Annotated in this window: 20 protein-coding genes; 13 read left to right on the top strand and 7 right to left on the bottom strand. The window is 70.1% G+C overall.

Going from position 1 to position 23,182, the window contains the following annotated elements:
• The first annotated feature begins 74 nt into the window (after positions 1-74).
• Together KSE_RS44745 and KSE_RS16095 are read left to right on the top strand one after the other, a co-directional pair.
• Entirely contained in the window at positions 75-3,314 is a 3,240-nt protein-coding gene (locus KSE_RS44745) for a DEAD/DEAH box helicase (protein ID WP_033257743.1), read from the top strand.
• Positions 3,315-3,407: 93 nt separating this feature from the next.
• Complete coding sequence (locus KSE_RS16095) at positions 3,408-6,161, top strand: hypothetical protein (protein ID WP_014136374.1); 2,754 nt, start codon at positions 3,408-3,410, stop codon at positions 6,159-6,161.
• 65 nt (positions 6,162-6,226) lie between these two features.
• Here the strand turns inward: KSE_RS16095 and KSE_RS38495 are convergent, their stop codons facing one another.
• Positions 6,227-7,399: a hypothetical protein gene (locus KSE_RS38495; RefSeq protein WP_014136373.1), complete on the bottom strand. Its 1,173-nt coding sequence runs from the start codon at positions 7,397-7,399 to the stop codon at positions 6,227-6,229.
• Positions 7,400-7,785: 386 nt separating this feature from the next.
• Here KSE_RS38495 and KSE_RS16085 point away from each other — a divergent pair, with 386 nt between their 5' ends.
• From KSE_RS16085 to KSE_RS16060, 6 genes are all read left to right on the top strand, one after another.
• Positions 7,786-8,097, top strand: a complete 312-nt coding sequence (locus KSE_RS16085) for a hypothetical protein (protein ID WP_033257742.1) — start codon at positions 7,786-7,788, stop codon at positions 8,095-8,097.
• An 83-nt stretch (positions 8,098-8,180) separates the two neighbouring features.
• Complete coding sequence (locus KSE_RS16080) at positions 8,181-9,089, top strand: hypothetical protein (protein ID WP_014136371.1); 909 nt, start codon at positions 8,181-8,183, stop codon at positions 9,087-9,089.
• 178 nt (positions 9,090-9,267) lie between these two features.
• Positions 9,268-9,660 (top strand): YccF domain-containing protein, encoded by a 393-nt coding sequence (locus KSE_RS16075; RefSeq protein ID WP_407927470.1) that lies wholly within the window; start codon positions 9,268-9,270, stop codon positions 9,658-9,660.
• 110 nt (positions 9,661-9,770) lie between these two features.
• Complete coding sequence (locus KSE_RS16070; protein WP_014136369.1) at positions 9,771-10,091, top strand: YccF domain-containing protein; 321 nt, start codon at positions 9,771-9,773, stop codon at positions 10,089-10,091.
• A 31-nt stretch (positions 10,092-10,122) separates the two neighbouring features.
• Positions 10,123-10,764: an LbetaH domain-containing protein gene (locus KSE_RS16065; RefSeq protein WP_014136368.1), complete on the top strand. Its 642-nt coding sequence runs from the start codon at positions 10,123-10,125 to the stop codon at positions 10,762-10,764.
• Between the two features lie 117 nt (positions 10,765-10,881).
• Positions 10,882-11,649 (top strand): phosphotransferase, encoded by a 768-nt coding sequence (locus KSE_RS16060; RefSeq protein WP_014136367.1) that lies wholly within the window; start codon positions 10,882-10,884, stop codon positions 11,647-11,649.
• Here KSE_RS16060 and mug read toward each other — a convergent pair.
• Entirely contained in the window at positions 11,646-12,236 is a 591-nt protein-coding gene (mug, locus tag KSE_RS16055; protein WP_014136366.1) for a G/U mismatch-specific DNA glycosylase, read from the bottom strand. The genes KSE_RS16060 and mug overlap by 4 nt on opposite strands.
• 189 nt (positions 12,237-12,425) lie before the next feature.
• Between mug and KSE_RS38490 the strand changes: the two genes are divergently transcribed.
• The 3 genes from KSE_RS38490 to KSE_RS16040 all read left to right on the top strand — a co-directional run bounded on the left by KSE_RS38490 (position 12,426) and on the right by KSE_RS16040 (position 15,329).
• Positions 12,426-12,860 (top strand): hypothetical protein, encoded by a 435-nt coding sequence (locus tag KSE_RS38490; RefSeq protein ID WP_014136365.1) that lies wholly within the window; start codon positions 12,426-12,428, stop codon positions 12,858-12,860.
• A 514-nt stretch (positions 12,861-13,374) separates the two neighbouring features.
• Entirely contained in the window at positions 13,375-14,313 is a 939-nt protein-coding gene (locus KSE_RS16045) for a hypothetical protein (RefSeq protein WP_014136364.1), read from the top strand.
• A gap of 32 nt (positions 14,314-14,345) precedes the next feature.
• Entirely contained in the window at positions 14,346-15,329 is a 984-nt protein-coding gene (locus tag KSE_RS16040; protein WP_014136363.1) for a hypothetical protein, read from the top strand.
• Positions 15,330-15,896: 567 nt separating this feature from the next.
• Here the strand turns inward: KSE_RS16040 and KSE_RS16035 are convergent.
• Positions 15,897-17,561: a hypothetical protein gene (locus tag KSE_RS16035; RefSeq protein WP_014136362.1), complete on the bottom strand. Its 1,665-nt coding sequence runs from the start codon at positions 17,559-17,561 to the stop codon at positions 15,897-15,899.
• A gap of 148 nt (positions 17,562-17,709) precedes the next feature.
• On the opposite strand from KSE_RS16035, the gene KSE_RS16030 reads away from it, so the two are divergent.
• Together KSE_RS16030 and KSE_RS16025 are read left to right on the top strand one after the other, a co-directional pair.
• Entirely contained in the window at positions 17,710-19,506 is a 1,797-nt protein-coding gene (locus KSE_RS16030) for a hypothetical protein (protein ID WP_148283106.1), read from the top strand.
• 79 nt (positions 19,507-19,585) lie between these two features.
• Entirely contained in the window at positions 19,586-20,401 is an 816-nt protein-coding gene (locus KSE_RS16025; RefSeq protein WP_041293893.1) for a hypothetical protein, read from the top strand.
• A 103-nt stretch (positions 20,402-20,504) separates the two neighbouring features.
• Here the strand turns inward: KSE_RS16025 and KSE_RS16020 are convergent, their stop codons facing one another.
• The 4 genes from KSE_RS16020 to KSE_RS16005 form a co-directional block, all read right to left on the bottom strand.
• Positions 20,505-20,978 carry an NUDIX domain-containing protein gene (locus KSE_RS16020; RefSeq protein WP_014136359.1) on the bottom strand — a complete coding sequence of 158 codons (474 nt, stop codon included), beginning with the start codon at positions 20,976-20,978 and terminating at the stop codon, positions 20,505-20,507.
• Positions 20,979-21,126: 148 nt separating this feature from the next.
• Positions 21,127-21,603: an NUDIX domain-containing protein gene (locus KSE_RS16015; RefSeq protein ID WP_014136358.1), complete on the bottom strand. Its 477-nt coding sequence runs from the start codon at positions 21,601-21,603 to the stop codon at positions 21,127-21,129.
• Positions 21,600-22,379, bottom strand: a complete 780-nt coding sequence (locus KSE_RS16010) for a phosphotransferase (RefSeq protein WP_014136357.1) — start codon at positions 22,377-22,379, stop codon at positions 21,600-21,602. The genes KSE_RS16015 and KSE_RS16010 overlap by 4 nt, the downstream gene beginning before the upstream one ends.
• Entirely contained in the window at positions 22,376-23,176 is an 801-nt protein-coding gene (locus tag KSE_RS16005) for a class I SAM-dependent methyltransferase (protein ID WP_014136356.1), read from the bottom strand. Before KSE_RS16005 ends, KSE_RS16010 begins: the two co-directional genes overlap by 4 nt.
• Positions 23,177-23,182 lie beyond the last annotated feature (6 nt).

The following is a 23,182-nucleotide window of genomic DNA, read 5'->3' as shown; positions in this document are numbered from 1 at the left end:
GCTCCGAGCGGGGAGGCTCCCTCCCCGCGCTGGCGCGGTTCGCATACGGTGGTGCCGACGATTCGGGAGGCGGCATGGCAGCCGGGGGCAAGCGGTCGGCGGCAGTGGTGGAGTTCTGGCGCGCGGTGGAGCTGTTCAGCGCCCAGACCGTGCCGGCGCCGAACGACCGGGAGCGGATCTACGACCTCGACGGTGCGGGGCGGCTCCCCTGGGAAGCGGGGCACCGGCTTCGGCAGGTTCCGCTGCCGGCGGGGTTCGTCTGGCAGCACGTGGTCTACGGCGGGCTCTTCCCGTTGGCGAAGGTCCGCGACACCCTGATGAAGGTGTTCGGCCGGGACCCCGAGAGCCACGACGGCAGGTTGGACAGCCAGAGCGCGCTGTTCGCCCTCACGGTCGACGACCGGGGGACGGTGGTGTCGGACTCACCGGTCATCTCGACCTGCGGCTGGGCGGTGGGCCGGGCCCTGACCCGGAACGTGGACCTCTTCGGCTGGCTGGTCGGCTTCGAGACGGACGAGGCGGCATGGCGGGCCCGCGCCGCCGAGCTGGGACACCCGCCCGAGGACGGAGAACTGCTGGAGCCAGAAGCTGACCCGGAGGAGGATCCGGAGGGCACCGACCGCAAGGTCGTCGACGCGGCGGACCTGCTGGCGTTCGTCACCGGCCTCTCCCGGGCCTGGGGCGTCGAGCAGGGCCTCGAACCCGCGGGGCTGAGGGTGCGCAGCGTCCAGGTCCGCAGGGACCGGGCCCAGGACGCCGACCAGCAGGACTTCCTCAACAGCTTCATCGCCGCGGACCTCGCGCGGGTCGCGGCTTCCCTCGAAGCGCGCCCTCCGGGCCGGGCCCTGGCCGAGTACCTGACCCCGCTGGGTGAGCGCAACCAGGACCTGCGGATCGATCTCCGCGAGCGTCCGCAGGTTGCCCTGGAGAGGGTCGAGCCCGGACGCTCCCCGGCGGGCCGCTGGCCGGCCGCAGCCAAGCACCCGCTGGCCCTCAGCCAGCAGTTCGCGGTCAACACGATCCACGCCGAACTCGTCCGTGAGGGCGGCGTGTTCTCGGTGAACGGCCCGCCCGGGACCGGCAAGACCACCATGCTGCGCGACGCGATCGCCGACCGGATCGTCGAACGAGCGCGGGCCCTCGCCGACCTGCGCATGCCGTCCGACGCCTTCCTGAAGACCCCGCTGAAGTGGAAGAGCGGCGAGCACACCCGCACGGTGTACCCGCTGCGGCCCGAACTGACGGGCTTCGAGATGGTGGTGGCCTCGGCCAACAACGGTGCGGTGGAGAACATCTCCAAGGAGATCCCCGCGCGCGCCGCGCTGGCACCGAAGTGGCGCGACGAGGTGGACTACTTCGCCGAGCAGGGCACCCGGCTGCTCAAGGGCACACCGGCCTGGGGCACGGTGGCCGCCCACCTGGGCAACAAGACCAACCGGATCGCCTTCGTCAACCGCCTGTGGCACGGCAAGTACCTGCCCGACGACCAGACCCTGCCCCAGGGGCCGGACCTGCCGCCGGTGAAGGGCAAGGGCTGGCAGGAGACCGGCCACGGGCTGTCCCACCTCCTCTCCTCCTACCGGAAGGAGTCGCAGACGGGGGTCTGGAGGAACGCGAAGGAGCGCTTCGTCCGGGCACTGGCCGAGGTGGACCGCCTCGTCGCGGAGCGCGCCGCCTGCGCCGCCGCGCTCGACGGCGCACCGGCCGCCCTCCACCAGGTCGAACAGGCGGAGCAGCAGACCACGGCCGCGGCCGGGCTCCTGGACCAGTGGCGGCAGGAACAGCGCGCGGCCGACAGCGAAGCGCGCGGTGCCCAGGAGCACCTCGGCGAGGTGGCGGGGCTCCGGCAGGCCCACCACGCGCGGCGCCCGGGGCTGGTGGACACCGTGCTCACCCTGGGGCGCGCGGTGCGCGACTGGCAGGGCCTCGACCGGCAGCACGGCGAACGCGAACAGCGGGCCCTGGAACAGGCCGACGCCGCGCGCGCACGACAGCAGCGGGCCACGACCGAAGCGGCCCGGGCGGAGAACGCGTACAGGCAGTCGGCGCGAGCCCTGGAAACGGTTCGGGTGCACGAGGCCGGGCTGCGGGAGGCGGTCGACCGGGGCCCCGCACGCTGGGGCGCGCACGTGCCCGATCCGGCGGACACGAGGGAGGAGGCTCGCGAACTGTCCTCGCCCTGGGCCGACGAGGAGATCTCCGAAGCCCGCACCGAGGTCTTCCTGGCCGCGCTCGACCTGCACAAGGCGCTCGTGCGGTGCACGGCCCGGACGCTGTGGGGCAACCTGCGCGCCGCGATGGACGTCGTGACGGGATCGGTCCCCGCGTCCGTCCCGGAACAGGCCCGCCTGGCGGCCTGGCAGAACCTGTTCCTGGTGGTGCCGGTGCTGTCCACCACCTTCGCCTCCCTCGACCGGGTGTTCACCGGCCTCGGACAGGACTCCCTCGGCTGGCTGTTCATCGACGAAGCCGGCCAGGCCAGCCCGCAGATGGCGGTCGGCGGCCTGTGGCGCGCCCGCCGGGCCGTCGTGGTCGGCGACCCGCTGCAACTGGAGCCCGTCGTCACCGTCCCGTTCACCGCGCAACAGGCACTGCGCCGGCAGTGCGGCGCCGGCGAGGAGTGGATCCCGGGCTGGACCTCCGTCCAGCAGGTGGCCGACCGGGTCACCCGCTACGGCACCACGCTGCCCGCCGAACTCCCCGACGGATCGACGGAGGTGTGGGTCGGCGCCCCGCTGCGGGTGCACCGCCGCTGCGAGAACCCGATGTTCACGGTCAGCAACGCCATCGCGTACGACGGCCTGATGGTCAACGGCACCCACTACCCCGACCCGTACGCCTACCTGCCGCACAGCTCCTGGGTGCACGTCGGCTCCGCGCACTCCGAAGGGCACTGGGTCCCGGACGAGGGACTCGCGCTGCACAGCATGTTCGAGAAGCTCCGGGACCACGGGATCGACCTCGACCAGGAGGCGTACGTCATCAGCCCGTTCCGGGCCGTCGTCGCCGGGGCCCGCCGGACGAGTCGGCCGTTCATGAAGGCCGACCGGGTCGGCACTGTCCACACCACCCAGGGCAAGGAGGCGAACGTCGTCATCCTGGTCCTCGGCACCGACCCCCGGTCCCCTGGCGCTCGGACGTGGGCGGCCAAGCGGCCCAACCTGCTGAACGTGGCGGTCAGCCGGGCCAAACGGCGGCTGTTCGTCATCGGCAACCACGAACTCTGGACCCAGGAGCGGTTCTTCACCGACCTCGGTGAACTCCTGCCCCGGTACGACTGGAGCGCAAAGCCGACCGGCGCCTCCGGAAGCTGAGCTCTGCCGAACCGCTTTCGGCTCAGCTCTCGCGACCGTCCCGGTAGTCGAGGACGATGTATTGCTGTCGGACGGGTGGGTCACACTGAGCGGATGAGTCTGGAAGCCGAACCGCCGGACCCCGAGCGGATCCACCACCGACCTCCGACCCCGGGTACCGAGAAGGCCCTCTACGGCACCGCACTCACTTGCGGTGTCCCTTCGTGCGGTGAGCCGCTGTACCGACGCATCCCGGACACGGGGAAGTTCCTGCTCAACAGCCGCGTGGCCCACATCAACGCACGGAGCGAGGGCGGCCCCCGGTGGGACAGGACCATGAGCGAGGAAGCCAACCGCAGTTACGAGAACCTGATCCTGATGTGCGAGCGGCACGCTTCCGAGATCGACACCACGCCGGGCCGCTATCCGCAGGAGCAACTGCTCGAATGGAAGCAGCGTCAGAGCGAGGAGTCCGAGCGGGCGGTGGCGGCCCTCTCGGCGACGAACGGGGCGGGGCTGGAGGGGAGTCCGGCGTTCCTGTCACTCGGTGAACTCATCGAGCGCCTGCAGAAGATGGTGCCTTCCTCCGTCAGCTCGCGGTCCCGGGCCGAGGCGTTGGAGATCGCGAGCCGGGAGTCGCGCGGCCGGAGCCTGGTGCGGCTGCGCAGTACGCCCGCTGAACGCAAGGACGCTGTCCTGGGATGGAAGGCGGGGCAGGCCGACCCGGTGGTGGAGGTCCCCGACGGCACGTTGCGGGTGCTGGTGGCTCCTATGGGGGCGGGCAAGAGCGAGACGGCGGAACGTTGGTGGGATCAGGGGCTGACCCATGCTTGGACGGACGACGAGGTGGCGATTCCGCTCTGGTGGCAGGCGGGAGAGGTCGGATCGTCGCTGTTCGTGAGACTGCGGGAGGCGTTGGGGGGCGATCCGGCGGGGCCGTGCCGGATCGTGCTCGACGACCTGGACACCCTGGACTTCCAGGAAGCCGATCGGCTGCTGGACGAAGCCCGGCGGTTGGTGCTGAATTGGCCGCAGGTCAGTGTGTTGGCGACCACGCGTCCGGGAGCCGGCACGGTGTCGGAGGAGGAACGCCTCGCCGTCGAGCCGTGGCCGGTTCAACGGGGACTGGACCTGCTGAGAGTGGTCATCGACGACGGACACATCGGATTCGGCGGGTCCGAGACGAGGCAATTCCTCACCAGTCCTCTCCAGGTCCACGCCCTGGCCAGTAGGCTCCGGGCAGGCCGCAACGCGCAGGTTTCCACCAGCGAGCTGCTGGCCGGCCTGGTGGACAGCATCCTCGAACGCGAACGCCCGGACACGTCCGCCGAGACGTGGGACGGTCTGGCCAGGCTCGCGGTGCGCCTCCTCGACTCCCGGAAACCGGTGCGGGCAGCCTCCTTCGCGGCGCACCAGCTGCTGTGGAAACTGGAGGACACCGGGCTGGTCGTCCGAGAGAACGGCTTCCTGCGCTTCGCGCTGCCGCTGTTCGAACAGCACTTCGGTGCCCAAGCGCTGAAGAACGGCGACGTGCGGTTCGACGCCGTGGCGGGGATGGGGCGCTTCCCGCGTTGGCGGTACGCCATCGCCTTCGCGGTGGAGACCTCGACGCCGGAAGCGGCGGACGGACACATGTCCCTACTCGCTCAGGCCAATCCCGCCGCAGCATCATGGGTGCTGGGGCAGCTCATGGAGGAGGAAACCGAGGAGTCCTTCTTCACGGAGGGGCCGGAAACGGATGGCCCGGAGCGGTCGAAGTGGGTGGCCGGCCACCTGCGTGCAGCGGTCGAGAGTTGGCTCGCCGGTCTGGGAGACCTGGGTCCCCACCTCGAACTGCACCACGGCGGGCGGATCGCGCCGTGGGCCGTGGCTGTTTCGGGTGACTGGATGAACCTCGGCCAGTCGTACGAAGGCGCCCTCCAAGACGACGTCGTGGCCTTGGACGGTCCGGATTTCTGGACCACGAACCGCCCGAAGTTCCGCACCCGAAGCGGATTCCTCCTCCCGGGAGGACGGCTGGGCCGCTGGCGCTGGGCCAGGGACCGTCTGCGCCGCCCCCTTACGGAACTCGTGCAGCGGCGGATCCTGCCGGTGGCGCACAGTTCCCCACTCGCAGCGGAACGCGCGTGGTACCTCAGCCAGATGGTCATGGCGATGACCGACCGGAAGTGCCCCACCGAGGAAGTACCGCTCGGCAGTCTGCGGCCCGTGGTCAACGACCTGGCGCGTCACGTGGCCCAGACCGCCTGGTCCCGCTGGAACTGCCCCGGGGGAGGGGAATTCGATTCCGGTGATGTCTGCTGGCTCTACGAACACCTCGAACGCCTCGAACACGAGCAGACGGAGTCGGTTCGGAACCCCCGGCCGGCCCCCGATCGTAGCCACACGGCCCGCAACTTCATGTGGCAGTGCTACTCGCCTGAACTGACCAAGGAGATCACCGCTGACGCGCTCCGCGATGCATTGATCGGGTACCGCGAACTCGTCGAAGCCAACTTCCCGGGCTACGCCGACTCCTTCGACCTCTATCGGGCGTTGCCGATCCGTATCCAGGGGACGGTCGTCATGCCCCACCCCGAGGACACCGAGGCTTGGTGCGCGACAGTCGAGTACCACCTGATCCAGGAGCCGGCCGGCGACCAGACGGCTCCCGACGTGCAGATCGACGTTGTGGAAGAACCCTACGACCGTCGGCTGTTCTGGATGTTCGACAGCACGGAGGATCCGGACCGTCTTCCCCTTCGCAGTACCGAACAGGTCCTTTCGACCAACCTGGTCCGCCAGGCGACGAATTGGGCCTACGGGTGGCTCGCCGCAGACCTGAAAGCCTTCGGCTGGTTGTCCGATGACATGCTGTACATCGACTGACGGGTGGACAGGTGTACTGAGTAGGGCTTGTCGGCGGGCCGTCAGCCGGACGCCGGGCAGACGGTTCAGTCGTCGGGGTTGTCGTGGTCGTCGCGTGGGTCGCGGTCGTCGAGGATGATGCGCGGCTGCCGCCCGGAGTCCTCGGCGCCGACGGGCTGCGTGGCGTTGACGACGGCGGCGATGCGTTCGTAACCGGTGACGGCGAGGGCCCAGGTCTCGATGCCGTTGTCGGTGGTCAGGCCGCCGTGCACGGTCTCGCGGAGCTCGTGGAGCAGGGCGATGGTGCTGCGGCCGGAGAGGACGATGCCCTCTTCGGAGTGTTCCGCGGGCTTGGAGAAGTGTTCGTTCTCCGCTACTCGGGAGGCCAGGAAGTCCCAGGTCTCGGGGTGGCAGGAGAGCAGGACGGTCTTCACGCCCGCCGCCTTCAGCAGGGTCGCGACGTGCTGCTCCCAGGCGAGGGAGGCGGGGATGAGCGCGCTGACGTCCCCGCCCGTTCCGGCGGGCGGCAGCGGTGCGACGGCCTCCGGTTCCTCGGCAGCCCGGTCCGCCGCTCCGGTGGCGGGGACCTCCTCGGCGGTGAGGGCTGCTCCGGGCTCGGTGCGGAGCAGGTCGGCGAGCTGTGCCGCGACCTCGGAGGCCAGGACCCGCAGTTGCTCGCTGCTGAGTTCCGGGGCACCAGCCGATTCGGCGGCTTGCTCGGGGGTGGGTGGCGCCTGTTCTTCGGGCGCCTGCTCGGTCGGGCGCTGCGTGCTCAGAGAGGCTGTCACCTCCGCCACGATCTGCCGGAGCTGGTCCGAGGGCAGGGCACCGGGGGTCGGTTCGTCGGCGGGGATCGGCTCGGACACGGTGGTCTCCTCGTGGTCGGCGGGCGCGGCCGGTTCGGTCGCATCGGTCGTGAACGCGGTCGCGGTCGGTTCGGCCGCGGAGGCGGGCCCGGACGGTTCGACTGCGGCCGATGCCCGGGCGGCCAGTTGGAGTTCCCGGACCTCTTCCTTCGCGGCGGAGATCTGTCGGTGCAGGCTGCGGTTCTCGTGGTTGGCCCGGCTCGCCTCCTGCTGGTGCTTGGCGATCGTCTCGAAGAGCTCGTCGCGGTGCTCGCTGAGCCCGGCCGCCAGCGTGGCGGTCAGTTCCGATCGCAGGTTGTCCGTGCTGTCACGGATCTCCATCAGACCGGACCGCAGGGTCGTGCCGACTTCCGCGCGCAGCAGTTCGACCTGGTGGGCTGTTCCTCGTGCCATATCCCCTCCCCATGCCGCGGGCCTGGTGGGCCGCGGTGGGTCCAGCGTGGCGGGTGCGGTGGCCGTGCGAGGAGCGGAGCCCGGTGTGTGACGGGATAGCGGCGGTCACTGTCCGAAATCACCTGGACACATTGAGCTGACGGTGGGTCAGGTTCGTTGAAGGTCGCAGGATGTCGGGGTGTGGTGCCGGTGCCTCGATCGCGCAAGCAGGGGTCGACGGGTGCTCAATGAGTTTGAATCCTGGCGTCCTGCACGCCCCACGGGTGGCCGCACTCGGTCGTATACGGGCACCAGGACGCTTCCGGGAGCCTTTGTCCGTTCCTGCTTCCGGGGGCTCGCTGTTCGGGCAGGCTGGGTCCTCAACCATGCCGACCCAGGGGGAATCAGTGGGCACCTACGATCCGACGTACCTGCTCAAGGACGCGGCCAAGTCCGTCAGCCGTACCGCCGAGGCCCTCGCTGGTGGCCAGGCGGCCTGGGACCGGCCGCGCGACATCTCCAAGTCCCTCGAACTGCTGCGTGACCTGGTCGGCGACCTCTCGCAGGTGCTGCTGCAGCAGGCTGGAGCCCTGCCGCGCATGACCGGGGACTCAGGTGCCCCTGCTGCCGGCCGACACATCGCCGAGGCCGCGGCCATCGCGGCCCAGCTCGGCAACCAGCTCCGCCGGGCCCACGACGCGACCGACGGTGTCCGCTGATGGCCGCTGCGGCAGGGGGGCCGGCGGTGACGGTGTCGCGGGCAGCGCGGCTGCGGGGGCGCTTGCGAAAACGGTGGCGGTTGATGACCTCGGCACCCGGAGGGGCGGCTGCACGCAAACTCACCCGGGAGGCACAGGACGCGCTGGATGCGGTCGCATCCGGGCGACAGCTGTCGCCCGGACTGCGGACCGAGATCCGGGCCGCGCACAAGCTCGAACCCTGGTTCAACTTCTTCTCGTTCGTGGCCATGCTCTTCGGCATGGCGGTCTTCCAGATCGAAGTCGGCCTCGTGAAGGAGGTGGGGCTCTTCGGCCGGCTGACCGTTCTTCCGAGTCGGGTTTCCGCCTTGCTGATGGCGTTGGTCCTTTACGGCATGCTCTTCGTGGCCGTATGGGCCACGAAGTGGACCGCGAACAAGATAGTCAGCACTCTGGACGAGAAGTGGCAGTCCCACCGGACCCTGGAACCCGTCCTTCGGGCACTCGCTGCCTGCGCCCTGGCAGAGCGCGTCGACGATCTTCCGCGGCTGCTGCGAGCCTGTGAACGAGCCGTTCGGCAAGCCCGGAACCGGCGCGGGACCGTACCCCGCTTCTCACACCGTCAGCGTGCGCTCAAAGACCACGCCGGCCGAGTGGTCGCCGCCCTCCGGGTGGCCGAATCAGGTCTGGACACCTATCCGGAGCTCGCGCGGTGCGACTTGGCGGCCAAACTGCACTCGATCGCCGAGGCGTACGTCGAGGGGCGGCTGGGAGCCCTGCTTCCCGAATCCGATCTCAAGGACGTCCAACCCTTGCGCGGGTTCGAGACCACACGACTGATCGCCCTCGCGGCGGCCTACCCCGTGCTGACGTGGACCGCCGGCACCGTCGGCCTGGCTGGAGAGGTGCAGGCCCAGACCGCGATGGTGGGCATGCTGATCGCGGCCGCCGGACTGTTCGGCCGCCGGGCTCTGAGCACGCTTCAAAAGCTCTGGGCGCTGTTCGGGCGCTGAGGCCAACGGCGGTCGGGGCGGGCGTAGCGGCTGCGTGGCCTCCACCCGTGCTGCGCGGCACGGTCCTGGGTTCGCGCTGAGCGCCCTGGCCACGGCTCCGGTCCGTCGATGCACTGTTCGACGGCCTGGTTACCGAGACGGAGGGAACGAGTCGTGGGAGGCTGGTGCGGTGAAGGTGATCGGGTTCGTACTCAATGTGCTCTGGCTGCTCTTCTGCGGCATCTGGATGGCCATCGGCTATGTGCTTGCCGGAATCATCTGTTGTGTCCTCATTATCACCATTCCATTCGGCGTTGCGGCCTTCCGGATCGCCGGCTACGTGCTCTGGCCGTTCGGGCGGACGACGGTGGAGAAACCGGACGCCGGTGCCCCGTCCTGTGTGGGCAACGTGATCTGGTTCGTCTTCGCGGGCTGGTGGCTGGCGCTCGGGCACATCGTCACCAGCATCCCGCTGTTCGTGTCGATCATCGGGATCCCATTCGGCTGGGCGAACCTGAAGATGATCCCGATCTCGATCATGCCGCTGGGGCGCGAGGTCGTCTCCACGGACGAGCAGTTCGGTGGACGCTGACCGCCGGTCCGGCGATGTACGGTCATCGCCGGACCCGAACCCGCGTCCGGGCTACCGGGGTCGGCGCTGCCCCGGTGCCGCAGTGACCGAGAGCCGGAACCGGAGCGGTCTTGCTGCGCGGAGCTGATCACCGAGCAACGATCCCGTTCGGCATCGCGTCCTTCCGCCTCGCGGGCTTCATGCTCTGGCCGTTCGGGCGCACCACCGTGGTCCGGGACGACGCGGGCGCCCCGTCCTGCGTGGGCAACGTGATCTGGCTGGTGTTCGCCGGCTGGTGGCTGGCCCTCGGGCACATCGTCACCAGCATCCCGCTGTTCCTGTCGATCATCGGGATCCCGTTCGGCTGGGCGAACCTCAAGATGGTGCCGATTTCGCTCACCCCGCTCGGCCGTGACATCGTCTCCACCGACCAGGGGTTCGGGGCCCGCTGATCCGGCGGGGCGGGGCGGGACGGGAGACGGCATGGGCAGCGGTGCGGACGGGTGGCTCGCCGAGCTGGACGCGGGACGGGAACGGGCCGGGCTGCGGACGGTCACCGAACTGCTGGAGCTGGCCCGGCACGGGACGGTGCTGCACGACCCGTTCTCGGCGCTGGTCTCCCGCCGGGTGGTCCTCGGCACCGGCAACACCCTCTACCCGGGCGTCACCCTGGAGTGCGACGAGGACAGCGTCTGCGAACTCGGCGACGGCAACGTGCTGCGCCCCGGCACGGCCGTGCTGGCCGCCGCCGGCGGGACGGTCCGGATCGGCTCCGGCAACCTGATCGGCGACGGCGGGGCCCGGCTCAAGGCCAACCGGTCCGACGCCGAGGTCCGGGTCGGCGACCGCACCAGGCTGGCCGGCGGCCCGGAGGTCGTCGGCCGCAGCCTGATCGGCGACGGCTGCCAGCTGATCGGCGCGATCACCGCCCAGTCCGTCCGGCTGGCCGGCGGCGGCGACCACACCCACCCCGACCCGGACGGCCGCGGCGCCGTGCTCAAGGGCTTCGGCCTGGCCCGCGGCCTGGTCCTGGAACGCGGCGAGGTGGTCAACGGCGCGGGCGACTTCGCCGCCGCGCCGGTCGAACGGCAGCGGGCCTACCACCCCGGGGCGCCCCGGCTCTGAACGCCGCCCCGGGCCGGTGCGGGGCGGCGGGCCGGCGGGCCGCCGGAAAACCGGTCGCGGAGCCGTCGGCGGCGGAGTACAACGGACCGGTTGCACGCGGATCGTGAGGAGCATCGGGTGGCGGACCACGAGATCATGGCCGGCGGGGTCAACCAGGTCGAACGGCGGGGCGACCGGGTACTGCGCCCGACCGGGCCGTGGTCGCCGGCCGTGCACGGGCTGCTGGCGCACGTCCGGGCGGCCGGGTTCACCGCCGGCCCGCGGTTCCACGGCCTGGCCGAGGACGGGCGCGAGGTGCTCGACTTCCTGCCCGGCGAGGTCTCCGACTACCCGCCCACCCCGGCCGCCGCCTCCCGCACCGCCCTGCTCGACGCCGCCCGCCTGCTGCGCGCCTACCACGACGCCACCGCGGGCTACACCGCCGACGGCTGGATGCTGCCCGCCCGCGAACCCGCCGAGGTGGTCTGCCACGGCGACTACGCCCCGCACAACTGCGTCCTGGACGGCGACCACGTGGTCGGCGTCATCGACTTCGACACCGCCCACCCCGGCCCCCGGCTCTGGGACGTCGCCTACGCCGCCTACCGCTGGGCCCCCACCACCGCCCCCGGCAACGCCGACGGCATCGGCACCCCGGACGAACAGGCCCTGCGGGTAAGGGAGTTCTGCGACGCGTACGGCCTCGGCCGGGCCGACCGGGAGGGCCTGGTCGACGCGATCGAGGCCCGGCTGCACGCCCTGGTCGCGCACATGCGGGCCGAAGCCGCCGCCGGGAGCGCCGCGTTCGCCTCGCACCTCGCCGACGGCCACCACCTGATGTACCTCTCCGACGCGGCGTACGTGGTGCGCGAGCGCGCCCGCTTCGAGGCCCGGCTGCTCGCCTAGCCCTCCCGCCGCTCCTCCAGGTGCTCGCGCAGGGCTCGGAACTCGTCCGCGATCCCGTCCAGCGTGTAGTGCGCGTTCAGCCCGCTCGGGTTCGGCAGCAGCCACACCTCGGTGTCGCCGATCGGTTCCGGCTGCGGCCCGACCGCCGCCCGCGGCCGGCCGAACGCCGCCCGGTACGCGCCGATCCCGAGCACCGCCAGCACCCGCGGCCGCAGCCGCCGCACCCGCGCCTCCAGCGCCCGGCCGCCCTCCCGGTACTCCTCGGCGGTCAGCTCGGCCGCCTTCGCCGTGGTCCGGGCCACCACGTTGGTGATGCCCAGCCCCAGCGCGAGCAGCTCCCGCTGCTCGGCCGGCCCCAACTGCCGCGGCGTGAAGCCGGAGCGGTGCAGGGCGGGCCAGAACCGGTTGCCCGGCCGGGCGAAGTGCTGTCCGGTGGCCCCCGACCACAGGCCCGGGTTGATCCCGCAGAACAGCACCCGCAGGCCGGGCGCGGCCACGTCCTCGATGGTGGTGTCCTGGGCGGCGGCGAGCTCTTCGGGCGTGGGCCTGGCGCCGGAGGCCGGGCGCTGCGGCGGAGTACGGGTCACCCCGCCCACTCTGCCGTACCGGAGGGCGCGCACGCCGTGTCGAGCGCCGACGAACCGTTTTCGGGACCTTGGTCCCGAAAGGGTGTTTCCGCAGCTCGGCCCGGGTGTGGCCGATGTCCGGCATATCGGATGGATAGTCAGTTCGATTGTTTTCCAGACCGGATGACTTCCGGGGCGGAGAATGGGGCGGTGTCATACGAACTGAACGCGCTGATCGCCACCGAGGAGCTGATCGCGGTGGTGGTGGCCGAGGTCCCGCTCGCGCACGCCGTGGCCCTCCCGCACGGCCTCGCGCTGGTGCCGATGACCGACGAGCTCCACGAGGCGCTCCAACATCCGTCCAACGCACCCGACTTCGGCTTCAAGCGGTTCCCCTCCGGGTTCGCCCTGCGGATCGCCGGCTGGTCCAAGGCCGCCCCGATCGCCTACGCCGAAGCCGACCCCGAACACCCCGCCGGCCGCCGCGCCGCCCTCTGGTACGACGGCCGGATCATCCTCGGCCCGCTCGCCCCCGCCGACGGCCCCCCGCTCGACCACGTCCTGCGCGCCCTCGGCACCCCCGCCGAGGCCGTCCCGGACATCACGGCCGCCCTCGCCGCCCACCGCGACGGCGGACCCGCCTGAGCGGTGGCGCCGGGCGGTGCGGCGCCGGATTCTCCACTGCGAACCGATTTTCCGTCCCCCGCAGTCCTTGGGGCATGCCCCGGGAAGAGTACGGATACTCATTTTCTGTCTCGACGGCCAATCGGCTGGACTCCGGCCCGGCGAATTGGTGTGGACGTTTCCGACTGAAGGATGGGTGGCGCCTCCCTGCCCTTGACCTGGCCTTCTTCGAGGTCGGGTGCTGTGGAGTGCGGGCGCAGATCCAGGGAAACGGAAGGATCGGTAATGTCCGAATCCTGCTAATTGGCCCTTCCGTGTACTCATGGCCCCGAGTTTCTCCGGGCTTTTCGATCGAATCGGACCCGGAAAGAAGTAGGCCGTGTAAAAATCTCGGAGGGGGGCTGCTCGAACGGGCGGGACGGTGATCGTGACCGAACCGGTCCCGCCGTCGAGGGCCGCGCACCGGCGGGGGCCGTCGTGACAGCACACGGGCCACACCCGGCCGGGCGTTCGTCCGAACGGAGGGGGCAGAGAAGTGGGAACACCCGCAACAGGCGGCCAGTTCAGCGTCGACATCGAGGCGATGAACCGCGCCCAGACGGCGCTGAACGGCATGGCCATGGACAGCAGGAACCTCGGCGCGGGCCCGGACGGGTCTACCAACGCCGCCGCCGGCGCGCACAGCGGATGGGAGACCGCAGGCGCGCTGCGCGACGCGTTGGCCGAATGGGACCGGCAGGCCGGCGACAGCATCAACGCCCCGCTGCGCCAACCGCTGGCCAAGGCCCTCGCCGACTACGTCGGAGACACCCACGAAGTGCTCGGCGGCGGCAGCGAGACGTACAGCGGGCACCAGGTGTACGGCCCGGTATGGAAGGACGGCGACACGGTCCGGATGGCTGTCGGAGAGGACAACCTGGTGCGGTTCATGCGCGGGTTGTCGGAGGACCCGGCTGCCTACGGTGCGCTGCACCGCGCCGCGACCGGTCGGATCGACCAGGATTTCGCCGGCATGGGTGCCGACGCCGCCCCGGAAGAGCGAAAGGACCTGATGGGCAGAGGCGGTGCGGTGCTCGGCGTGTTCGACGCCATTCGGGCCGACGTGGAGATGGACCACCGGGACGACGCGAACGCGCAGGCGGACTGGAAGGCCAAGGCCCTCTACCACATCGTCGGTGCCCCGATCACCGCAGTGCCCTTGGTCGGCGACGGTGCCCAGCGCCTGCTCGACACCTGGACCTACGAGGTCAGTCTTGGGGAGAAGGACCGAAACAACTCAGCGGCCATCGCGGCCATCGCGGACAACCGGCTGGCCGCCAGCGAACAGATGTCGAACATGATCGGCATCTGGGCCAGGGAACGCGGCATAGGCGCTGACACCCACGCCATCAACGCGCTCCAGCGGGACGCGCAATCCGATCTCAACACCAACCGGACCAAGGCCGATACCTACCTCGGTCGGGGCAACGCGTGAGGCGCGCGTCCGTTCGCCCCCGGTACGCGGTCGTGGGTGCCCTGCTGGTGCTGGTCGCGGGGGCCGGCCTGTGGTGGGCGTTCCGCGGCGGTGACGACTCCGACTGCTCGCGGCTTGGTGCCGACAACCGGGTCAAGGCCGTGCTGGGGGAGGGGTGGCGGTCCGACCTGTCGTGCGGAGAGGTGGGGGAGGGCTTGCGGGCCGCCGTGGTGGGGTCTCAGCCGGGGGTGCACACGGTCGCCCAGGCGGAGGCGATGCGTACGGTCGTCGTGGTCCTCGGGGAGCGCACCGCCATCCACCCCGCACTCCGCGCCCCGCTCGCCGCGGCCCTCGCCGACTACGCCGCGGACACCCACGAGGTCCTGGCGGCCATCGGCAACCCGTACGCAGGGTCCGCCGCACCCGGCCCGGTGCGGGAAGACGCCGGCACGGTCCGGATGTCCGTCGCGCCGGACGTCCTGGTGCGTTTCCTGCGGGGCCTCGCGGAGGCCCCGGACGCGTGGGGTGTCCTGTACCGGGCCGAGATCGGCCGGGTCGATCAGCAATTCGCCGACCTGGCGGCCGACTCCACCCAGAGTGAGCGGGGGAAGCAGTTGAACCGGGCGGGTTCCGCGCTCGGCGCGCTCTCCGCCGTCCGGACCGACGTGCTGCTGCACCTGCCGGGCGGCGAGAGAGCCAGAGCCGACTGGGCGGCCAAGGTTCTCCAGCGTGTCGTCGGCACTCCGGGGGACCGGATTCCCGGGATCGGCGAAGAAGTCCAGCACCTGGTGGACCTCTGGGCCGACTCGTTCGCCCAGAAGGAGAAGAGCCGGAACTCCTTCACGTCCAAGGCGGTGATGTCCGACGAACGGGAGGGGGTGGACTATCAACTGGTTGCGGTGAGCGGCATCTGGGCCACGGAACGCGGCATCGACCCTGACTCCAACGCGTTCAACGTGCTCCAGGATGACGCGCTGAACAGGCTCAACACCGCCTTGGCCAGCACCCGTTCCCACCTCGGCGGGGGTGACGCATGAGCGGCCTGGCTGTTCGGTGTTCCCGTGTGGTGGTCGCCGTCGTGGTGGTGTTGTCGGTGGTTGTGGGTGTCGGGTCGTGGTGGGTTCTGCGCTCCGATGGGCCGGACTGCGCGGGGGTGCGGGGCGACGGGCCGTTCCGGGGGAGGGGTTGCGCGCCGCCGGCGCGGGCAGGTGCCTGCGTTCTTCGGGGCGCGAGTCGCGGCCGTCCGTCCCGATCCGGCTCCGGAGGCGGTGTACGGGTTCGCGGACCGGCCTGGCGGACCGCCACCGGGGAGCGGCAGGACGTGCCCCGGGTGCGCGAGGCCGCCCGCCGGCCGCCGACCGGTGGCGTGAACGCCGGGAGGGCGCACCGTCGGCGGTGCGCCCTCCCGGGTGGCGGGACCTGGGTCCCGTCGCTCAGCGGTAGTTGACGTACTGCACCAGCACGGCGCTGACCTGCAATTTTTCGGCGATCATGGCGCTGACCTGGGAAAACTCATGTCACGAGTTTTCGCTGGTCAGCGCCGTTTTCCGCCCGCATGTGCCCTGGATGTGCCCTGGTGCCCGCTGACCTCTGGCGTGGTCGGGCTACCGGTTCGGAGCGTTCTCCTCTTCGCCAGGTGTTGGCTGTGTCTGCGCTTCGGCATGGTCAGCCAAGGCTTCGAGGGCGTCGGCAGTGCTGGTCACCAGCCGGATGAACTGCTCGTCTGGCTTGAGCTTGTCGAGGCCAGCCCGGGTCAGGATGACGGCCCAGTTCTTCGTCCGGGCGTGGGCCGCGCCGTTGGATCGCAGCCCTTGGAGCAAGCGCAGTGGGTCAACGAGGATGTCGGGGTCGCCGTTGGTGTGCTTCACCCAACCGTCGATGCAGTTGATGGTGGCGGCCTTGGGGTCGGCTCCTGGGAGCTGCCGCAGGGCCTTGGTGTCGAGGTATTCGATGACGCCCTTGGCGAGGGTGAGGATCTGGGTGTCGGCTTCGCTCTGCTCGCTGCTGGTGGGCGTGTGCAGGCCGGCGAAGGCGATCTGATCGGCGGCGTCCCAGGCGCGGTAGACCGGCTGGCCGACGACGGCATACAGCGCCGTACTGAACCGCTCGCGGGCGTGTGCCAACTGGCGCAGCGGATCGGTGGTCCCGTCGGTCCACTGGCCCAGGATGTCGCGGCGCTGGCGCTCCTGGTCGATACCGCCGCGGGGTTCGACGTTGAAGCTGAGCCAGTGGGTGCGCTCGGCGTTCGGTAGGTCGCGGCCGAGGTCGCCGAGGTACGCCTCCACCAGGCCCTCGTCGTTGCGGCCGATCGAGACACCCCACAGACCCAGACACGACAGCCGACTGGCGCTCACCTCGTAGCGGGAAGGCTCAGAGGTGTAGCGGCGTAGCACCTCGCGTCGGAAGTAGACGCGGGTCAGGTAGTCGGGGGTGCCGAGGTCGTTGAAGTGATTGCTGAGCCGGTCCGGATCGCAGGTAAAGGTGATGGGCTGGCCGGTGCCGGGATCGATGCCGATGGTGAACTCGGGGTACGACTCGGCGGTCGCATACGGGTAGGCGAGGTCCGCCGGCTTGGCGTCGATCGGCAGGATCAGGTGCTTGCCGCACAGGCGAACGAAGGCGGGTGATCCCTCGAGGCCGCTGTGGAAATCGAAGGTGCTGACCTGCGTGCGGTCGGTCGCTTTGATCCTCGGGGCGGGTGCGGAGTCGAGGTAGGTGATCCGCTCGTACTGGACGACGAGAAAGCGCTCGCGGATGGCCAGGTAGCGTCGCAGTGGCAGCGCGGCGACCTCTACGCGAAGGTCGGTGTCGCCGCGGTGGATGCGGACGAGCTCCTGGTCGCGGCCGGCGCCGTCGAGGTAGTACCAGCTGCCGTCGGGGCGCGGCACGGCGGCGAAGTACCACAGGAACGAGTAGGTGAACTCGATGGTGGGCTCGACTTCGGGCTGTTGGTGGCGTCGCAGCTGGACGAAGAACTCGGACCGCTCGGAGGTGTCGGTCAGGCCGTCGTGAAAGACGACCTCCTTGCCGTACTCAGAGACGTCGGTCTGGCCCACCCTGCCATCAGTCCAGTCGGTCTTGGAGAGGGCGTGCTCGCGGCCGACGAAGCTCGTCAGGTAGCTGCCGATCCAGAAGATCTGGCCGTCCGTGGGCTCCTGCAGGACCGTGACCCACCCGGTGGGGACGGGGTCGATCCCAGCCAGATAGGACTCTGGCCGAGCGTCCTCTGGCAGGCCGTCGCTGCTGCCGCTGCTGTACGTAAGCGCCATTTGGCGAGTCTAGGACCGGCCGCCGACAGCCTTCCACGGCACTACTGGGGTGGCCCGGCGCTTCCGGCGGAACCGGGTGAGCTGTGTCACTGTCGGTGGTTGCCGATACGGTGGTAAGTCCGATCCCGGATGGGCTAAAGGGGTGGCCATGGGCAAGCGGCAGCGGCGGCGTAATCGTGAAGGTGTGCGGCAGGCTGCTGCCCCAGCTCGAGTGTTGTACCCCACCGCCGATCAACCTCTGGTCGAGGTCCACGTCGCCCCAGGTACGGCGGCGGACCTGCGTGAGGTCTGTGAGCTCTACTGGGAGTTCGACGAGCCGGGGACCTGGGCGCGCAATGTGTCGGCAATTGGCACGAACGCCTCCAGGATCGTGAAGGAAGCGGCGGTTGCGTCCCTGTTGACGGTGATGTGCCCCGGCTGTCAGTCGCCGCTGACGGTGACCACGCGATCGGAGATGGCGGCCACCGGGTACTGGGGGCGCGATACCTTCCCGCTGACTCCTGTCCAAGGTCGGCAGCGGTGCCTGGACTGCGTGGAAGCGGCGAAGATCGCACGGGCCAGGGAGGTCGAGCACGCTCGTGCTGCCGAGAAGGAGCGCGACGAGCGGCGGGTGAAGAGCGCGTCGGAGTGGCTCACGCAACAGGCGGAAGTCAAAGAGGCCGACGACAACCCGGGCGTCCGGTCGACGTTGGTCTTGCTGGCCGCCGTCAACATGATGCACCGGACCGAGAAGGAGTCGTTCGGCCCGCTGCGGACTGCGAAGTACACCTTCACCGGGACGCTCGACAGGGACATCGAGGCGATCAAGGAGCTACACAGCAAGCGCTGGCTCGTACCGACATTCCCCGCGACGGTCGGCGACATCGTCTTCGATGACGATGACCGCGCGGTCGCTGTCTACGTGACCCAGATCCCGTGGCGGCTTCCCGCGTGGATGGGCATCGGGGCGGACGCGCGCGACATGGCCCGCGGTAGCGCGGACTACATCCTGGAGTACGAGACCGCCCTCGGTGACCTCCGTGAGGAAGTGCTGAACCTTGAGGCGGATCTGGTCGTCAGGTACTTGTCGGGCCTTCTGGCCCACAAGTACCAGGAGGCTCCGATCCCGGAGGACCGTCTCACCGAAGCGCACGACACTGCGAGGGACGCCCTCGAGTCCGGCTTCAGCGTCGGCCAGATGGTTGCGGTCGCCTGGAGCGCGGCTTCGCGGTCCGTGGCCTGGGGGGCTCGCACACCCTGGATCAAGCCCGGAATGGTCTCGGCTGCCGCAGTCACCAACTTGGGCAAGGGTGTCGGATACGCGAAGGATCGTCCGGTCGTCGAGTACGAGCTGCCGCACTGGCTGGCCGAGCCTGCCATCCTTGCGATCGGACGTCGGATACTTCGCGGATCCGAAGGCAGGCAGGCCGTACACGATGCTCTGCGTTCCGTACAGCAACGCATCAACGCTCGTGAACCGGTCGACCTTCACGACGCCCTCGTTGAGCCTGCGGACGATCTCGTCGTTGCCCCAGCTGATTCCGGCGGGCCGACCGACATGATCGATTTCATCGCGGCCCCGGAGTCGGACATTGACCGTAGCCCGCTGATCACCTGCGCCTTGGTCGAGGCGGACGGGAGCATGGAGTTCAAAACCATCACCGTTGATCAGATGAAGGAGCTCGCCGGTGATCCGTACGGAGTGGATCGGATCTTCGTAGATGGCACGCCCAGTATCAATGCATACTGCACCGAGTACGCCGACAACGCGATCCACGGCTTCAACTACGTTGCCGGTGAGATGCTGCGGCTTCTCGGAGGCGGAGTTGGCGCCGCTCGGGGATCGATCGCGTTCTTCCAGGTGCGGAAGGGCTCGCACATCCCGAGCAGTCTTGATCTGGAACACCAGGAACTGCTCAAGTTGGCGCACCGTGCCGTGACCGGAACTGGGGCCGAATCGCCCTGACCCCATGCGCCAACTGAGGTTGCCCCATGTGAGTGAACCTGGCGCGAGCTGAGGCACGGGCAGGTCCAGAATGCGCTCTATGGCCAAGGCTCCAGCACCGCCCGGCGTTCTATACGCCAAGGGCATCCCCTCCCGCGTCCACATGCCCGCGCAGATGGCGGCCGAGGCGGCGAGGCTGCTGACCAGCGCCAGCAGCCTCCTGGCAGCCTCGGATGCTGCGGCAGCTACCAGGTATGCCGAGGTACTGCGCGAGCTCCTCCGGCCGCGCTGTGGATACGGCTATGAGTTCAGGGGGCGGCGCTCAACGGCGATCGACGGCTGCATGGTCGAGGTGGCCGAACCGGGGATGAAGTGCGAGGAGCATGGCACCTGGCCTCGCCTCGATGGGCGCGATCCCGATCCGCAGCGCTGCCAGGGCGTGCCGCTGACCGGGAAGGGCACCTTGACGTGGGTGTCGCCGGCGGCCCCGGTGCGGGTCTGGGGTCGTACGATGACCCCGCCCGAAGCAGGCGGTCATCAGTCAACCCGGTGCCCCTATCCACGCCGCGAGGGCGGCCCGCTATGCGCGTTGCATGACCCTCGCCCGGACGAACTGTGCGGGTTCGTGGAATCGGCCGACGAGGAGCCGTGCGCGGAGGTTGTCGCCTACTACGGGTGCCGCGAGCACACATGGAAGATCTTCTCGAAGCGGAGGACGGAGATCGAGCTCTCGGTGCCCTGCCCGCTGCCGTCCTGCCAAGCGCCAGCGGGCAAGCCCTGCCGGTCCAGCCGCCTTCACGTCGGGCGCACCAAGGTGACGTCCCGAGCGGTCGAGGAGCTGAACCGAGTGCGGCCCTCGTGTCCGGATCCAAGGGTCTGGACCTTGGTGGAGATGGCCCCGTCCGACAACGACTGAGAGCACCACGTCCGCGCTGTGCCGGGATTGCTCAGCGTTCACCTGGCCGCGATCGCTGGTGGCGACACAGGGAGCCTCGAGCGGCTAATGCGAGGTCGTGGACCTACGGACGGGTCGCTCCGTGCTCCAGATAGACGGTCTCGGACCGCGTCCTGGCGGCACAGGCGGCGTCGACGCGGCGAGCGAGGCGTGGGATGAGGAGTTCGTCGAGCTGGGCGGTGGTGTGGAAGGCGTACCCGCCGACCTCGACCTGATCGACGGCGATGCGGTCGAGTTCGTGGGCCGGGAGGACGCCGCCGTCGAAGACGAAGAGGAGCTTGTCGCCCTCGGTGGGGTGGGGCGCCCAGTCGGCGACGAGCAGGCGGCCGATCGGCGGGGTGATGCCGAGCTCCTCCTTGACCTCCCGGGCCGCGCCCTCGCTCGGGGTCTCTCCGGCGTGCAGGTAGCCGCCGGGGATCTCCCAGCCAGGCTTGTAGGTCGGCTTCACGAGGAGGACGCGGTCGTCCTCGTCGAAGAAGAGCACGCCGGCGGCGGTGCGGGGCTGGGCTACGACCTCTTGGGGCTGCGAGTCGCTCATGGCGACGACTGTAGCCAGCGGACCGAGGTGGTCGCCGGGTGTCGACGGATGAAGTGACAGCGGATCTGCTCGGTGGCCAGTTCCTCGGCGGGCACGGCTGGGTGGGCTCGTCGAGGAGCATTCTCGACGAGCCCACCCAACCACGCCGTCATGCCGCTGCCGACTCCCAGCCGTAGCGCGAGAATGCGGGACCGCCAGCGCGGTAGGCGGTGAGCGCCTGGACGGCGGTGGGGAAGGCCGGCTCGGGGAGGTGGCCGGCGGGAACCCAGCGGGCGGTCAGGTGCTTGTCGGGTTCGGTGTTGGTGAGCTCGCCGGTCCACTTGTCGGTGGCGAAGACGAAGAGGACGAACTGGCCTTCCTGGTCCCAGCCCTGTTCGACGTGGATGACGTGGACGAGTTCGAGGTCCGCCGGGTCGACGAGCAGGCCGGTCTCCTCCTTGAGTTCGCGGGCGGCGGCCTCGTCGAGGGCTTCGCCCGGCTCCGCCTTGCCGCCGGGGACGGTCCAGGCGGGGTGCGGGGACCAGTTGCGGGCGGCGTAGTGCACGGCGGCGATCGTGTCGGTGCTCTTGTCGTGGACGATCACGCAGACCGAGTTCCGGCTGTTCATCACGCTGTTGTGCGTCACGGTGCGGACTCCTTGTCGAGGTACCGGAGGACGTCGGTGGTCCAGGACGGCCTGGTGGTGTGCCAGCTGAACCGGTAGCCGTTGGTGCCGAGATAGGGCGTGGTGAGGACGTGGTGGAACTCGCACCACGCGGCGAACTCGCGCCAGGAGCATCCGGGCAGGCCGCGCTGGCGGGGGTGATGGTTGTAGGCGTCCACGGCCCGGCGGATGGCGTCCTCGGGCAGCGGGCCGGTGGTCATGGCGGTGCTGACGACGAGCTTGGCGAGGTCGTAGCCGAATGGCGCGAGGGTGAGGGAGTCGAAGTCGATGACGGCCACATCGGCGTCGGCGATGAGGAAGTTGCGCGGGTTGGAGTCCTTGTAGAAGGCGGCCGGCATGATCGCGGCCTGCTTCAGCCAGTCGTCGGCGGCCTCGGGCGTCAGGGCCGGCTCCGGCACGGTGCCGGAGGCCAGGAGTCGGTGGAGGCGTTCGCGGCGGCCGTCGGCGAAGCCGGTGATGGTGATGGTGTCGTGGGTGTGCGGCGTGTCGAGGCGGGCTGCGTGCAGCTCGCGGGTGTGAGCGGATGTGTGCTGGTGTCCGAGGAGGTTGGCCAGGGCCACCAGGTCGTCGGGACCGCCGTGCCGTCCTTCGAGGTGCTCGAAGTCGATCTCGGTGGGGCGGACTTGGACGATCCGGGGGATGCGCACGTCGGGGTTTGTACGGGCGATCCACCGGTGGTGGGCCAGGGATTGCTGCTGGGCCTGGGCGCTCAGGTACGTCTTGGTGAAGGTCTTCATCGGCGGGTGGCCACGACGTAGGTGACGGTGGAGGTGGTCTCCAGCGAGCCGTTGCCGACGGTCTCCCGAAGCCGGCGGGCGATCTCCTCGACGCCACCACCGAGTTGGTACTTCGGGTTGGTGGCCGCGTACTCCGCGATGTGGTCGGCGTCGGCGAAGCGGAAGCGGTGTTCGTGGTGGACGACCTGCTGCACATCGAGGCAGGCGGCGACGGTCTCGGCCTGATTGTGGCTGTGGAAGGTCTCGTACAGGCTCGGCCGGCTGGTGGCCTCGGGGTCGAGGCCGCTGGCGGCGATCACCTCGTCCAGCGTGCGGTAGCTGTCGGGCGACTTGGTGACCGTGATCGACAGCCCGCCGGGCGCCAGGCAGCGGGCGATCTCGGCGATCACTGCCGCCGGCCGGGGCGAGTGGTAGAGGCAGAACGCGGCCACCGCGACGGCCACGGAGGAGTTGGGCAGGTCGATGGCATGGAAGTCGCCGCGCAGGAACTCCACGCCCAGGCGGCCGGTGAGCCGGCTCCGGGCCTCGGCGAGGAGGGCGGTGGACTGGTCGAAGGCGATGAGCCTCGGCGGGTCGAGCCGCTCGGCCAGGGCGAGCGTGGTCGTGCCGCGCCCGCAGCCGATGTCGAGGACGGTACCGCGCAGCCCGGTGGCGGCGAGGTCGGCGATGACGGTGGCGGGGTGGGGACCGGCGGTCTTGGCGCGGGACAGCGCGCCGGTGCGCTGGGCGATGCGGCCCGCGTCGGCGTACAGGTCGTGGCGGACGCGGTCGGTGTCGAGGAACGGGTTGGCGGTCATGGACAG

Origin of the sequence: Kitasatospora setae KM-6054 (assembly GCF_000269985.1) — a bacterium.
In the GTDB taxonomy this organism is placed as follows: Bacteria; Actinomycetota; Actinomycetes; order Streptomycetales; family Streptomycetaceae; genus Kitasatospora; species Kitasatospora setae.
This window is presented reverse-complemented; position numbering and strand designations above follow the sequence as displayed.